This window comes from Collimonas arenae, from assembly GCF_000786695.1.
Lineage (GTDB): Bacteria > Pseudomonadota > Gammaproteobacteria > Burkholderiales > Burkholderiaceae_D > Collimonas > Collimonas arenae_A.
This window is the reverse complement of sequence record NZ_CP009962.1, coordinates 2,727,894-2,742,641: the sequence shown is the minus strand read 5'-3', so window position 1 is coordinate 2,742,641 and position 14,748 is coordinate 2,727,894. Positions and strand designations below refer to the sequence as shown.

The following is a 14,748-nucleotide window of genomic DNA, read 5'->3' as shown; positions in this document are numbered from 1 at the left end:
TATTGCATTCGTTGCAGGCTTTGCCAGCCTTTATTCATGGTGCTGTTCCATCTTGTGGCCGCTCATCATCTGGTCCATGCACATCTGGCCCGGTTCGATGCAGCGGTTGAGGATGGCGTGATACAGGTCCTTGTCGACTGTGCCGTAGTAGCGCACAGGTTCTTTCTCGCTTGGCTTTTCCAGCTGCAGATAGTCAGGGCGGTTCAGATGGCCGCTGGCGGCTTTACGCGCCTGCACCCACTGATCGAAATTCTCCTGGCTCAAACCGTGGAACTTGAAGCGCATGTCGGAAAAACCGGCACCGCTGTAGTTGGCCGAGAAACCTTCAAATTCGCCCGGCTTGTTGATCACCGCGTTGAGCGATGTCTGCATGCCCGGCATAGCGTAGATCTGGCCGGCCAGCGCCGGGATGAAGAAAGAGTTCATGATGGTCGATGACGTGATCTTGAAGCGGATCGGAACATCAACCGGCGCTGCCAGTTCGTTCACTGTGGCGATGCCTTGTTCCGGATAGATGAACAGCCATTTCCAGTCCAGCGCCACGACTTCAACCGTCAAGGTCTTGACATCGGCAGGAATCGGACGGTCCGCATCCAGGCGCGACAACGGCCGATACGGATCCAGAGTGTGGGTGCTGATCCAGGTCAGCAGGCCGAGTGCAATGATGATCAACAGCGGCGCGCCCCAGATCACCAGTTCGAGTTGTGTGGAGTGGTCCCAATCCGGCTCGTAGCGCGCGGCGGTATTGTTTTTACGGTAGCGCCAGGCAAACCAGATGGTCAATGCGATCACCGGAACGATGATCAATAGCATCAATAAGGTGGAGACGACGATCAGGCGTCCCTGCTGAGAGGCGATATCGCCAGACGGATTCATGACTACTGTATTACAGCCGGCCAGTAAAAAGACGGGCAGCAGAAGCAATCCGCGACGAGAAATTAGGGAAACCATGAAGTAAAAGTCCAGTCGAAGCTATCAGATCGTGCTAATGTAGCACTGACTGGTATGTGTTGGCGATTGGACGTTTTGTCCTACCCTTGCTAGCAACGTCGGGAAGGGTTCGCCATGCCAGTAAGGCAAGGCCATAATTAATAGAGACCTGAAACCCACTAGAGACAAAATTATGATGACCAGCACCCATAGCCATAATGGCGATCTTTCCGCTAATCTCTCGTCGCATGCGTCAGCCAATGACGTCCGCAGTGCAAATTCCGACCACCCTGAAGTCGCCCCGGGCGAGATAGCCATTGGCGTGGTCATCGGCCGCGCCTCGGAATATTTCGACTTCTTCGTCTATGCGATGGCTTCGGTACTGGTGTTTCCGGCAGTGTTCTTTCCGTTTGAGCAACAGCTGGAAGGTACGCTGTACTCCTTTGTGATTTTTTCCTTTGCCTTCCTGGCACGACCGTTCGGCACCGTTGCCTTCATGACCATCCAGCGCCGTTTTGGCCGCGAGGTGAAGCTGACTGCCGCCCTCTTCATATTAGGTATATCCACCGCCGGCATGGCGTTCCTGCCGACTTTCGAACACCTTGGCTTTTATTCGATAGTCTTGCTGTCGTTGTTGCGCATCGGCCAAGGCATTGCCCTCGGCGGCTCCTGGGATGGCTTGCCGTCATTGCTGGCGCTCAATGCGCCGCAAAACAAGCGCGGCTGGTACGCCATGCTGGGCCAGCTCGGCGCGCCGATGGGCTTCATGATCGCAGGCGCCCTGTTCGCTTACCTGCTCTCCAATCTGACCACGGAAGATTTCCTGGACTGGGGCTGGCGCTATCCGTTCTACGTAGCATTCGCCATCAACGTCGTGGCGCTGTTTGCACGCTTGCGCCTGGTCTCGACACCGGAATATGCACGCCTGCTGGACGAGCGTGAACTGGAACCGACCAAAGTCATCGAAATGACGCGCTCGCAGGGCCGTAACTTGCTGATCGGCGCCTTGGCGGCTTTGGCCAGTTACGCCCTGTTCCATCTGGTGACCGTATTCCCGTTATCATGGATTAGCCTGTATTCGATGCGTTCGGTCAGCGACTTTCTGATCATCCAGGTCGTCGGCGCCGCCCTGATGGCGGTGGGCGTGGTTGCCTCCGGCCTGATTGCAGACAAACTGGGCCGCCGCACCACGCTTGGCAGCTGCGCGATACTGATTGCGATACTCAGCGCATTCGTGCCTACGCTGATGAACGGCGGCGAAATCGGCCAGAATATCTTCATTCTGCTGGGTTTCAGCTTGCTGGGCTTGTCGTATGGCCAGGCAGCCGGTGCGGTGACCGCCAATTTCCCTGCCAAATATCGCTACACCGGCGCCGCCCTGACCTCCGATCTGTCATGGCTGGTCGGTGCTGGTTTCGCACCGTTGGTAGCACTCGGCCTGTCCGCGCATTTTGGCCTGGCTTATGTCAGCTTCTACCTGTTGTCGGGCGCAGCCTGCTCGCTGGCGGCTCTGAGCCTTAATCGGGCACTTGAAATTCGCGACTAAACAAGAAATTCATCTGGCATAAATTTGATATTGCCAGGATGGTCGCCCCGACCATCCTGGCAATAGCTCTCCCACAACGAGCGTCATACCTCTCCATTGACTCCCCCTCCCTCCCCGGCAAATTAGAAAAAGCCAAAGTCATCATTGCACTCGGGAATACACTTCATTAGTCGCCTTGTGCAATTACCCAATACAAACGCACCGGCTACGACGCCAGCTATCACGAAATAAATCATTACGATCCTTTTTCGCACGATGGTGCGAATTTGATTTAAAAAACACCACTCGCATAAACCAGGCAGGCTGATGAATCAAGCGCCCTGATAATTAAAGCTCCGATAGGTAGAAATTAGCCGGTTATAAGCGTTATGCACCCGCTGTACCGCCGCCCTATCGCGCATAAGGCGAATGTCGTGGGTAAGACCTACGATCAGGCTGTAAATTTCGAAGATCAACTGCTCGGGGTCGGTATCCGGCCGCAAATGCCCTGCTTCCATCGCCTGGATTACCGTCCGTCGCATGGTTGCGCGCCAGCGGGTCACTCCGTACTGGATGCGATCCCGCAGCGGCCCCTCAATATCGTCGTATTCAAAGGCGCCGGCAATATACAGGCAACCGGCGATTTCCCGTGGGTCGCTGGCCCTTGCAATCCAGGCCATCACTTGCGAGTTCAGCCTGGGCAAACCACGCGACAATGCCGTGGACGGCAGGAACACTTCTGCGCTAAACCGGCGATCGAACTCATCAAGAACTGCTTCTTGCAGCGCCTCCAGCGAGCCCACGCGCGAAAACACCCCGCTCTTGCTGATGCCGAGATGTTTTGCGACCTCTCCCAGAGACAATTTTCCTACCCCTTCAGCTGCGGCAATCTGCAAAGCCGCATTCACGATTGCCGTGTAGGTAAGTTCGCTTTTGCTGGATTGAATCATCATGTTCGCATATTAGCACGGCCATGCGAAATTGAAATGTTTTTCCAGCCAACCACTTACTGTATTAATTCATACGAATGACGCGCCCTGACTCGACAACAAGAACAAGAACAAGAACAAACAATAATTTCAGCCCGAAAAGCGACATGACAAACTTGTCATGCCTTCGTCATCTGATCGTTTGCAATGGCGGCCTAGACTGTTTTCAGCGATGGCAGATATCTGTTTCACACGCGACGCTTCAAGCTGACCGGAGAAAACAGGGAACGCTGTCGTTACCCGTCAACTTTCCAGGAAACCATCATGCGTACCCTAAAAACCATTTTCACACTCTTGGCCTTCAGCGCAACCGCTTCAGCATTTGCAGAAGCAAGCTATCCGCCTGAACCGGCTTTCACATCGACCTTGACCAGAGCACAAGTCGAGCAAGAAGTCGCCAAGGCCCAGACCGCGGGAGTACTACTGCAAAGCGATGCCAGCTATCCGCTGGTAACTACTCCTGCCATACACGGTCAAAAACCGATGATGGCGCAAATGCGTGAAGCGGCAAAGACAGAAACCGGAGCCTCGATTTATACCGGTGCATGACGCTGACGGTACTCTCGTCATCCTGACACGCCAGCGCCGAACGCTTAGCGTTTACGCGCTAGCGTCAAACCATCTCCAATTGGCAGCATCGACAAGTCGATGCGTTCGTCGTCGTGCAATTTGAGGTTGAGCTGCTGTAGCGCTGCCGTATCGGCATCTTCCGCTGGCGCAGCCACGCTACCGCTCCATAAGACATTGTCGATGGCAATCAGGCCGCCGCGCCGCACCAGTTGCAGGCAGCGTTCGTAGTAACCGTCGTAAGCGCTTTTATCGGCATCGATAAAAGCGAAATCATATTGTCCAGCTGCGCCGGCGGCTAGCCTGGCATCGAGCGTCGTCAGCGCCGGTGCGAGCTGCAGATCGATCTTGTGTGCAACCTTTGCTTGCTCCCAGTAAGGGCGCGCTATACGCGTGTATTCATCACTGATGTCACACGCCAGGATGTGGCCGTCTTCCGGCAAGGCGAGCGCCACTGACAGCGCGCTATAACCGGTAAAAACGCCGATTTCTATAGTCTGGCGAGCACCCGTCAGCTTGACCAGAAGCGCCATGAACTGGCCCTGTTCGGGCGAAATCTGCATGCCGCCGCGTGCATGACTGCTGGTTGCCGCCCGCAACGCGGTTTGAGCCGGATGCTCGCGTAGCGAATGGCTTAGCAGATAGTCGTATAGCGTGTCGTCAAGATTGAGTGTGCGACTGGACATGGTTTGCAATCCTTTTGGCGGAGAGGAACAATTTACCATGCCCGCCATGGCGACGACGGCTTTGTCATCACGCCGGCCCATTTGCATCTGCCGCACGGATTCGAGGATTTTTCGACCAAATGATGCCGAAACTGCAAAGACGCGGCCAGTTCCAACTCGGCTATCAGGGTGCCACCCTGCGCAGCTATTTACAAAGATAAACTCCGCTCAACAGATACAACGGCGATTGCGTAGCGTGCTACCGCGCGCTTGAGGGATCTAACTGGGCTGCAGAGAATATCGTCACCAACCAGTCAACGAACACACGTACTCTGGGCGACAATTGCCGATGATGCGGATACAGCACCGATACCGTAGACGGATGCGGCCGGTAGGCGGCAAGCACCTCGCGCAACTCACCTGTCGCCAGCATCTGGGCAACGCCGTAACGCGGCAGCTGGATCAAGCCAAAACCGGATTGGCAGCACAGCTTGTACGCATCGGCATTATTTACCGATATCGAGCCGCCGATATAAAATTCGCGCAGTTCTCCATCGACATTGAATTCAAACGGATAATGTTTTCCCGTTTGCGGCGAGAAAAAATTAACTGCGCGATGCCGTGCAAGCTCATCCACGCTGTGCGGTTCGCCATGGCGTTCCAGATAGGCCGGGCTGGCGCATGTCACTTGCTCCAGGCTAGCCAGGCGTCTCGCCACCATCGATGAATCCCGCAACTCGCCCACGCGCAGCACGCAATCGACGCTTTCCGCGACCAGATCGACCAAGCGGTCGCCCATGCCGATCTGCAGTTCGATATTCGGATAGCGCGCACAAAACTGATCCAGCAGCGGCAGCACAAAATGCCGCCCCAGCGTACCGTGCATATCGATCCTGAGTTTGCCGCTCGGATTGATCGCCGCTTCCGAAAACACATTCTCAGCGTCTTCCAAGTCGGCCAAAAGGCGTGCGCAGCGTATGTAATACGCGTCGCCGTCCAGGGTCGGCGTTACTTGGCGCGTGGTCCGGTGCAGCAGACGGACCCGCAAACGCGCCTCCATTTGCTTGATGGCGTTAGTCACCGTGGATTTCGGATAGCCGAGATCCTCCGCAGCGCGGGTAAAACTTTTCAACTCGACAATCCTGGTGAAAATCCGCATGGCTTCAAATTTATCCATGGTGATTGCTCCAATTGTTAATCCATATAGAACAGTCTAAGCATATACGGCTACTTTATCCAAATTTAATTAACCTTCATGATGGTGTCACTGTCCTGCGAACGTGGACTCAGAAGCGCCAGGGTGGATTCAAGTACTCGGGGCAACACCTAAACCAATCCTCAAGGAGCATCAAATGAACAAGGAAACTCAACAGGTAGCAATCATCACCGGATCTTCCCGCGGCATCGGTGCAGCTGTGGCGCAACGCCTGGCTGGAGACGGCTTTGCAGTCGTCATCAACTATTCCGGCAACGCTGCGCCGGCGGAAGCACTGACGCAGCAGATTGTGCGGGAAGGTGGCAAAGCGCTGGCGCTGCAAGCCGATGTCAGCGACCCGGCAGCAGTGCGCGCCCTGTTCGACAACACCGAACAGGCATTCGGCGGCGTCGACATCTTGGTCAACAATGCCGGCATCATGGCAAATACCACGATCGCCGAGACCGACGACGCCAGCTTCGAGCGCCAGATTGCGATCAATCTCAAAGGCAGCTTCAACACCATGCGCGAAGCGGGCAAGCGCCTGCGCAACGGCGGTCGCATCATCAATTTCTCTTCAAGCGTGGTCGGCACGCTGCAACCTTCATATGGAATATACGCCGCCACCAAGGCTGGCGTGGAAGCCCTGACCAGCGTACTGGCGAAGGAATTGCGTGGCCGCAATATCACCGTCAATGCCGTAGCTCCGGGTCCGACCGCCACTGACCTGTTTTTCAATGGCAAATCGCAAGAGCTGATCGATCGCCTGGCCAAGATCGCTCCGCTGGAACGGCTCGGCCAGCCACAGGACATCGCCGCCACGGTCGCCTTCCTGGCTGGCGCAGAAGGTAGCTGGATCAATGGTCAGACGCTGCGCGCCAACGGCGGCATGGTCTGATCCAACCATCTCCATGCATGTACTTTCCAACCCGCATCAAACCAAGGAAATATCATGAAACAAGTCATCCTCATTAGCGGCGCCTCCAGCGGCTTCGGCGCCCTCGCCGCCCGCGCACTGGCGCATGCTGGACACACTGTCTACGCCAGCATGCGCGAAACTACCTGCCGCAACGCCCCACAGGTCGCCGAACTGCTGCGTTATGCCGCCGAACACAAGGTTGATCTGCGCACCGTAGAACTGGATGTCGCCGCGAGCGACTCGGTGGAGGCAGGCATTTCCAGCGTCATTGCTGAATGCGGCCGGCTGGATGTCGTGATTCATAACGCTGGCCACATGTCATTCGGCCCGGCCGAGGCTTTCACGCCGGAACAGTTTGCCCAGCTCTACGATATCAACGTGCTCAGCACTCAGAGAGTGAATCGCGCCGCCTTGCCTCAACTACGCAAACAAGGCAAGGGACTGGTCATGTGGATTTCGTCCAGCAGCGCGCGCGGAGGCACGCCGCCCTTCCTGTCGCCCTATTTTGCGGCGAAGGCGGCAATGGATTCGCTGGCGGTTTCATATGCGGGAGAACTGGCGCGCTGGGGGATCGAAACTTCGATCATCGTGCCGGGCGCGTTCACCAAGGGCACTAATCACTTCGTCCATTCCGGAGCCCCGGCCGACCAGCTTCGCGCAGCAGAGTATAACGACGGCCCTTATGCCGGCGTGGCCGAGCTGGCATTGGCAGGGTTAGCCGCGCTGGAGCCTGCCGATGCCGACGCCGGCTCCGTGGCTGCAGCCATCGTCGGTGTGATCGGCATGCCTTTCGGCAGCCGTCCTTTTCGCACCCATGTCGATCCATCGCAGGATGGCTGCGAGATCGTCAATGGCGTCGCCGACCGGGTGCGCAGCGAGATGTTGCGTCGTATCGGCCTTGCAGATCTGCTGCATCCGAAAACCATCGCTTAAGCAGTTCTCGACAACACACGGCAGGCGGCACCTCTGGCGAGATTGCCGCCGCCCTGGTCATGACAGATTATTGCAACGGCACTTCCAATCCGAACATGATTGACTGGCTGCGGCCGTTGCCGACATTGATGTTGCTGTTGTAGTCGATGGTAAACATCACGCCGTTGCGCATCACCAGTCTTGCGCCGATGCCGGCGAACCAGTTGCCGGTATCCTGGCTGGTGGTGTGCACGATATACGCCGGCCCCGCCGATGCCAGGTCGGCGTACGCCAGCCCGGCATCATCCTGCCCCTGGAACTGATGACGGAACTCAACGCGAGCCCGCGGCACCCAGGTGCCGATGCTGGTCAGGTACTGGCCTTCTGCACGTACTCCCAAAGAGCCGCTGGTGGTGCGCACGGTCTGCTTGAAGTAAGTCAGCGCATTCAACCCGCTGGCGGTTTCCGTATATTGATCCAGCGTGGCAGACATCAACTCTAACCGGCCATATGGCGACCACATCCAGCCTTCGCGATGGAATTCGACGCCGCTGACAATCGCGCCGAATACCTGGTCGCCATGGCGCAAGCCGGTGGCGAAACCGCCGTCGCCGGTAATGTAACGGTTGGAATTGAAGTTCAGCGTGCCGTAGCCCAGTACGCCGTCGATGAATACGTCCTTCGCCGGCCGCAAGCTGCCGTACATCGCACCGACCACGCTTTCTGCGGTGCTCTTGGTGCCGTTATTGCCGACGTCGCTGCTGTCGCGACTAAATCCGCCGCCGATACCGAAGGTGGCGAAGTCGTTGATGCGATAGTCACCGCCGATACTCACGCCATCGGTGTGGAAACGGAAACCGGCCTGGTGACCATTGACATACTGCTGGCCAAAGTCCACCGCCCCGCCCATCCACAATGACAACGGCTGTTTAGAATTGCCCTGACGCGCCGGCAGGTCGGGCAAGCCGGTGATGGTTGACTGCGTATCATTGGCCGCCAATACCGGACCGTTGCCGGTGCCGCTACCGCTAGCCGCACCTGATCCGCTACCAAAAGCTGACCCGGTGCCGCCACCATAGTTGCTACCGCCCTGCCCGCCTCCTGCTTGCGGCATCCAACCTACCTTGCGCATGTTAGGTTGCAGCGGTGAGCCATACATGCGGTCGACATCAGCGCTTAGCCAAGGCGCGGCTTCTGTGCCGGAACCCGGCCGGCCGGTTGGCGCGCTCGGCGGCGTCAGGCTGACGCCGAACCCGGAAGTACCCCAGCCGTCGCCGTGGAGGCTTTCCAGTCGCCGCGTGAAGTTGGAAATCTGCGCGCTGGCGAAGCGTCTTGCGCTATCCGCCTGCGCCGACAGCAAGCCGATCACTTCCGGATCGGTCGACATGTCGCGCCTTGCCGTGACGGTCACTGTGACAGTACCTGGCGCTGAAGTCGCGTAGGCATTGCTCAGTGTGTAACTGATTGCCGCCGCGCCGGCGAACTTGCTGGATGCAGTAAATGTCATCTGATACGACGGCTTGCCAGCGCTGCCCACATCGCGGATCACCGCGCTGCCGGCAGCCGTTGGCGACACCGTCACCAGATTGGCGGCCGTGAATGGGCCGCCGCTGGCGCCCGCCATCAGATCGACGCTGACCGCCGCACCGGCAGCCACCGTGGCGCTATGGGCGCCGACTACCGGCATCGGATTGACACTGACGGTCGCCGTCACCGGAGCAGATACACCAAAGGCATTGGCCAGGGTGTAACTGAACTTGATGTCACCGCTGCTGCCGATTACCGAGGTATAGATGATGTCGGTGCCGCTGACGGCGGCGGTGCCGACGCTCGGCGGACTGACAATCGCGACTGCGGTAAATGGCCCGCCGCTAGCGCCGCTAGCGCCATGCAACGTCACAGGCTGGCCCGCCAGGATAGTGGCATTCTGGGCTACCGCAACCGGCACCGCGAGCGCCGTCACGGTCACCGTTACCGTAGCTGGGGCGGAACTACCGCCCGGGCCTGTGGCGACATAACTCAAACTATCACTGCCGAAGTAATTAGCGGCTGGCGTGTAGACCACATTCAGGCCGCTCACAGCCGCACTGCCATGGGCTGGCGGCGTACTGACCGCAATACTCGTAATCGGACCGCTGTCGTTGGCCGTGACATTCACCGTCACCGGCTGGTTAGCCGGGGTGCTGGCGCTATCGTTCACCGCCACCGGCTGTGCCTGAGCGACGCTCAATGTCTCCGCTTGCTGCGCCGTAAAGTTCTGCGCATCGGTGGCGCGCACGGTGAAAGTAAAGCTGCCGGCCGCCGTCGGCGTGCCGCTCAGCAGGCCGGTAGCTGCATTCAATGCCAGTCCTGCCGGCAAACTGCCAGCGCTGATCGTGTAGGCATACGGCGCTATACCGCCGCTAGCCGTGAACTGCTGGCTATACGCGACGCTGGCCTTGGCGCCGACCAGCGTACTCGGCGTCAAAGTAATATTCGGCGCACCGACAGTCAATACGTAGGCATGTGAAGCCACGAATGGCGCACCGACGCCGGTGCTGCTATCGGTCGCGCTAATCGTCACGTTGAACGTGCCGCTCAGGTTGGTGGTGCCGGACAGCACACCGGTTGCAGCATTAAGCGTCAATCCGGTGGGCAAGGCACCGCCGCTGACCGCAAAGCTGTACGGCGCAGTACCGCCGCCTGCCGTCAATGTGGCGCTATAGGCAGCTTCGGCTGTCGGGTTGGGCAGCGTGGCCGGATTGAGCGTCAGCGTCGCCGAACCAATCACCAGGCTATATGCCTGGGTGCCGTTGAAACCATTGACGTCGAGTGCTTTAACGGTCACGTTGAAAGTGCCTGCGGCAGTCGGGGTGCCGCTCAGCGCGCCACTGGCGGTATTCAGGCTTATCCCTGCCGGCAACGCACCTGCGCTAACGCTGTAGGTATAAGGCGCGGTGCCGCCGCTGGCGCTGATGCTGGCCGCATAGCTGGCGGCAACGGTACCGCCTGCCACGCTGCTCGGCGCAAGGCTGATCGCCGGAGCGGCAACTGTCAACGTATAGCTTCTTGAGGCGTTGAACGGCGCCCCGGTTCCGGTGCTGCTATCGGTAGCGCGCACAGTGATCGGGAAACTGCCGCTCACGACGGTGGTCCCCGACAATACGCCGGTCGCAGCATTCAGGCTGATGCCGCTCGGGAGGGAGCCAGCAGTGAGCGCGTAAGTGTAAGGCGCAGTGCCGCCGCCGGCGACCAGCGTGGTGCTGTACGCCGCTTCCGCTGTGGCGCCGGGCAGCGTCGCGGGATTTAAGGTCACGGTAGCCGCAGCAATGGCCAGGCTATAGGACTGGACGCCACTGAAGCTATTGGCGTCTTGCGCCCTCACAGTGAAATTAAATGTCCCCGCCGCAGTCGGCGTGCCGCTCACCGCGCCAGTCGATGCATTCAGCGTTACTCCTGTCGGCAACGAGCCGCTGGAAATACTGTAAATATAAGGCGATACGCCGCCGCTGGCGCTGATGACGGCAGCATAGCTGGTCGCCACGGAACCGCCCGACACTGAACTTGGCGCCAGGCTGATGGTTGGCGCCGCGACCACTAAGGTATAACTGCCTTGCGCCGTAAATGGCGCACCCGCCCCGGTGCTGCTGTCGGTGGCGCGCACCGTAATCGGGAAACTGCCGGCCTGGACCGTGGTCCCGGAAAGTACGCCGGTAGCGGTATTCAGGCTGATCCCCGATGGCAAGCTGCCTGCGGTCAGGGCATAGGTGTAAGGCGCAGTACCGCCGCCGGCGCTAAAGGCCGCGCTATAAGCCGTCGCGACCGCCGCAGCAGGAAGCGATGCCGGCGTCAATGTCATGCCAGGCGCGCCGATCGCAACGGTATATGCACGGGTTCCGCTAAAGCTGTTAGCGTCGCTGGCGTTCACGGTGAAGTTGAAGCTACCTGCAGCCGTCGGCGTTCCGGTCAGAGCGCCGGTTGCGCCGTTAAGCGCAACGCCTGATGGCAAGGCGCCTGCCGATATCGTAAAGCTATAGGGCGCAACGCCGCCGCTGGCGCTGATGGTAGTCGAATACGATTGGCCAATAGCGCCACCCGGCGCGCTGACCGGCGAGATAGCGATGGTCGGCGCGCTGACCGTCAATGTGTAGTTGACCGATGTGCTGAACGGCGCACCGGTACCGGTCGAGTGGTCGGTCGCACTGACCGAGATCGGGAAGCTGCCGCTTTGGGTCGGGGTACCGGAAAGTGTTGCTGTCGCCGCATTCCAGCTAAGACCGCTCGGCAGGCTGCCAGTCAACACATACGCATAGGGCGCAACACCGCCGCTAGCCGTGAAAGCTTGCGAAAATGCGCTGCCGTAGCTTGGCGTCAAGGTTGGACCAGGCGGCGTCAAACTGACGGTGGGTGCAGCCACCGTCAATGTAAAACCCTGCGATTTCGTAAATGGACCGGTGCCGGTGCTGCTATCGGTGGCAGAAGCCGTGACCGTGAAACTGCCGACGGCGGTCGGCGTGCCGGAAATTGTCGCTCCGGTAGAACTGGTCGCCGTGACGGACAATCCGGCTGGCAAGCCGGTGACCGTTATACCGCTGTAAGGCGCCGCGCCACCGGCCCAGGTCAAGGTTTGGCTATAGCTGCCGCCGTCTGTCACAGACCATGAACCCGAAGGCGTAATCGTCAAGGTCGGCGACGAGACCGTTACCGTTACCGTAGCTGGACTGGAAGTTCCGGCCGTGTTGGTTGCCGTGTAGGTGAACGAATCGCCACCGGCGTATCCCGAAGTTGGTGTGTAAGTGATGCTGGTCCCAGAAGCGGTGGCAGTGCCGTGTGCTGCCGCCGATGCAACCGCAACCGAGGTGGCTGTGCCGCCGCTCAGATTCAAGGTGACCGGGTTGGCGGAGCTGCCGTAAGCGACTGTCACACTGACGGCGCCAGTCACCGGCAAACCGGCACTAACGTTGACCGAATAAGCCCGTGAACCTGTATACGGGCCGCTGCCTGTCGAACTATCGGTCGCTGTGACTGTGAAATTGAATGGCCCCGATACAGTCGGCGTACCAGACAAGGTTCCGTTTGCAGCCAATGTCAATCCATTCGGCAGTGCGCCGGCGCTAACAGTATAGGTGTAAGAGGCAATGCCGCCGCTGGCCGTCAGGTTTTGCGTAAAGCTGCTGGCAACCGTCATGGCCGGCAGGCTGACGGGGGTGATCGCGATGGTCGGCGCATTGACCGTCATGGAATAAGCCCTCGCGCCAATATATGGGCCGGTGCCGGTCGAACTATCCGTCGCGCGCACCGTAAAATTAAAGGTGCCGCCCGCAGTTGGCGTACCGGATATCGTCCCGCCGCCAGACAAAGTCACCCCCGCCGGCAAAGCGCCGGCAGAGATCGCATAGGTATATCCGGCTGTACCGCCACTGGCTACCGCAGTCTGGCTATACGCCGTAGCGACGGTCGCCGCGGGCAATGTCGTAGGCGTTATCGCGATGGTCGGCGCATTGACCGTCAGCGTATAGGCTTGCGTGCCGCTAAAGGAGCTCTGATCAGTTCCCCTGACCGTGAAATTGAAAGTACCGCCTGCGGTTGGCGTACCCGACAAGAGGCCAGCACTTGATAAGGTCAGTCCAGCAGGCAGCGCCCCTGCACTAATTGCAAAGGTATACGGCGCAGTGCCGCCGCTGGCAGACAGGCTTTGGCTAAACGCCGCGGCGACTGTGGCGGCCGGTAGCACGGTTGGGGTGATGACAATCACCGGCGACGCGTTGATCACGATCGTCACATTCTGTGCTTGGGAAAATGGCCCGGTGCCAGAGGTGCTATCGGTGTATTTGAGTGAGAAAGTAGAACTGCCGGCAGTAGTCGGGGTTCCCGAAATCAGGCCGCTGGGCGACAAGGTCAATCCCGGCGGCAGCGTTCCCAGGCCAACCTGTATCGCATAGCTGTAGGGCGCGGTCCCGCCGGTCGTGCTCATTTGCTGGCTGTACGGCAGCGATATCGTTCCCGCCGGCGGACTGGCGGGAGCCAGCACCATCGTCGGAACGGCAACCGTCATCGAATAGGTCTTGGTCGTGCTCAATGCCGTCGGAGTGGTCGAATCGAGCACGCCTACGGTGAACGTAAATGCCCCTGCGGCCGTTGGCGTGCCGGAAATCAAGCCGGCTGCGGATATGCTCAAGCCGGCCGGCAGGCTGCCTGATGAGAGGGAGTAGGTATACGGTGCAACCCCGCCTGAGGCGCTCAGGCTCTGGCTATAGGCGTTGCCGATGGATGGCGCCGGCAAGGTGGCTGGCGTTACCGTAATCGGCGAGGCTGCCGGCAAGACCGTGACCGTGAAGGTGATTGTTCCATTCAAATCGTCTAGCACGACAAAACTGTCGGAGAGCGCACCGTCACCATTGTTGACGTATATGACCTTGCTGTCGCCATTGCCGGTGGTTGGATTCATGTCTGACAGCGTGCCGTGCGAAGGCGCGGTCGGCATCCCGTCCAGGCCGAATACCGAACAGCCGGACAAGTCGGTAGTCGAGGTGCCGCCGGAGGCAACCGTTATTGACTGAATTGGCGGACATTCGGTGCTGGGGCTGAAGGCGTAGGCAAAACTCGACCAGCCGAAAATCGCCGCATAGGCAAAGCCCCGCAGAAGGTGGGCAAACCACGCCAAAACCAAGCCCTGCTTACAGCGCTGATTCGAAACATTATCAAATGCTGAAATTGACTTGGGCGATGAAAATAAACGAGCGCCGACACGACCGCATGGACTGTGCAACATGAAACCTCCCTGACATTTTTTTAGTATTCAAGACCGCCTTCATGGACGACTCGATTTCGTTTAATCAGTGTTTCAACAATTGTGTTGCGCGGTTCTCATGAGCAATTTTCGCGCGCTTGACGATTGCTATGCAGCAACGTATGCTACCTCGAATTCATGAATGTCCAACAATATTTGATTGTAAATTATTGTTTTTCATCATCTGTTGCTCAAATAACACAGTTGCCGACTAAGCCTTTACCGCTGTCATTACCACTGCAATACCAATCTTGGGAGAGAATAGATGGCTGAATGT

At 58.6% G+C, this 14,748-nt stretch carries 9 protein-coding genes; 4 read left to right on the top strand and 5 right to left on the bottom strand.

Going from position 1 to position 14,748, the window contains the following annotated elements; translation table 11 throughout:
* Positions 1-30: 30 nt before the first annotated feature.
* Positions 31-951 carry a ubiquinol oxidase subunit II gene (cyoA, locus tag LT85_RS12170; protein WP_038489081.1) on the bottom strand — a complete coding sequence of 307 codons (921 nt, stop codon included), beginning with the start codon at positions 949-951 and terminating at the stop codon, positions 31-33.
* A 175-nt stretch (positions 952-1,126) separates the two neighbouring features.
* Here cyoA and LT85_RS12165 point away from each other — a divergent pair, with 175 nt between their 5' ends.
* On the top strand, positions 1,127-2,476 hold the full coding sequence (locus LT85_RS12165; RefSeq protein WP_038496008.1) for an MFS transporter: 1,350 nt from the start codon (positions 1,127-1,129) through the stop codon (positions 2,474-2,476).
* Between the two features lie 311 nt (positions 2,477-2,787).
* Here the strand turns inward: LT85_RS12165 and LT85_RS12160 are convergent, their stop codons facing one another.
* Positions 2,788-3,408, bottom strand: a complete 621-nt coding sequence (locus LT85_RS12160; protein ID WP_038489079.1) for a TetR/AcrR family transcriptional regulator — start codon at positions 3,406-3,408, stop codon at positions 2,788-2,790.
* Positions 3,409-3,708: 300 nt separating this feature from the next.
* On the opposite strand from LT85_RS12160, the gene LT85_RS12155 reads away from it, so the two are divergent.
* On the top strand, positions 3,709-3,993 hold the full coding sequence (locus tag LT85_RS12155; protein WP_081992312.1) for a DUF4148 domain-containing protein: 285 nt from the start codon (positions 3,709-3,711) through the stop codon (positions 3,991-3,993).
* Positions 3,994-4,037: 44 nt separating this feature from the next.
* Here LT85_RS12155 and LT85_RS12150 read toward each other — a convergent pair whose 3' ends face one another.
* On the bottom strand, positions 4,038-4,697 hold the full coding sequence (locus tag LT85_RS12150; protein WP_038496003.1) for a class I SAM-dependent methyltransferase: 660 nt from the start codon (positions 4,695-4,697) through the stop codon (positions 4,038-4,040).
* A gap of 238 nt (positions 4,698-4,935) precedes the next feature.
* Positions 4,936-5,853 (bottom strand): LysR family transcriptional regulator, encoded by a 918-nt coding sequence (locus LT85_RS12145; protein WP_038489077.1) that lies wholly within the window; start codon positions 5,851-5,853, stop codon positions 4,936-4,938.
* A gap of 175 nt (positions 5,854-6,028) precedes the next feature.
* On the opposite strand from LT85_RS12145, the gene LT85_RS12140 reads away from it, so the two are divergent.
* Both LT85_RS12140 and LT85_RS12135 read left to right on the top strand, forming a co-directional pair.
* A complete protein-coding gene (locus LT85_RS12140; RefSeq protein WP_038489075.1) occupies positions 6,029-6,769 on the top strand; it encodes an SDR family oxidoreductase in 741 nt (246 codons plus the stop codon).
* 54 nt (positions 6,770-6,823) lie between these two features.
* Positions 6,824-7,723 carry an SDR family oxidoreductase gene (locus LT85_RS12135; RefSeq protein WP_038489073.1) on the top strand — a complete coding sequence of 300 codons (900 nt, stop codon included), beginning with the start codon at positions 6,824-6,826 and terminating at the stop codon, positions 7,721-7,723.
* A gap of 67 nt (positions 7,724-7,790) precedes the next feature.
* Here LT85_RS12135 and LT85_RS12130 read toward each other — a convergent pair whose 3' ends face one another.
* A complete protein-coding gene (locus LT85_RS12130) occupies positions 7,791-14,345 on the bottom strand; it encodes a putative Ig domain-containing protein (RefSeq protein ID WP_172656974.1) in 6,555 nt (2,184 codons plus the stop codon).
* Positions 14,346-14,748 lie beyond the last annotated feature (403 nt).

Excerpts from the sequence above, each read along its gene's own strand:
- cyoA (WP_038489081.1), bottom strand. The coding sequence starts at position 951 with ATGGTTTCCCTAATTTCTCGTCGCGGATTGCTTCTGCTGCCCGTCTTT.
- LT85_RS12140 (WP_038489075.1), top strand. The coding sequence starts at position 6,029 with ATGAACAAGGAAACTCAACAGGTAGCAATCATCACCGGATCTTCCCGC.
- LT85_RS12160 (WP_038489079.1), bottom strand. The coding sequence starts at position 3,408 with ATGATGATTCAATCCAGCAAAAGCGAACTTACCTACACGGCAATCGTG.
- LT85_RS12165 (WP_038496008.1), top strand. The coding sequence starts at position 1,127 with ATGACCAGCACCCATAGCCATAATGGCGATCTTTCCGCTAATCTCTCG.
- LT85_RS12145 (WP_038489077.1), bottom strand. The coding sequence starts at position 5,853 with ATGGATAAATTTGAAGCCATGCGGATTTTCACCAGGATTGTCGAGTTG.
- LT85_RS12155 (WP_081992312.1), top strand. The coding sequence starts at position 3,709 with ATGCGTACCCTAAAAACCATTTTCACACTCTTGGCCTTCAGCGCAACC.
- LT85_RS12150 (WP_038496003.1), bottom strand. The coding sequence starts at position 4,697 with ATGTCCAGTCGCACACTCAATCTTGACGACACGCTATACGACTATCTG.
- LT85_RS12135 (WP_038489073.1), top strand. The coding sequence starts at position 6,824 with ATGAAACAAGTCATCCTCATTAGCGGCGCCTCCAGCGGCTTCGGCGCC.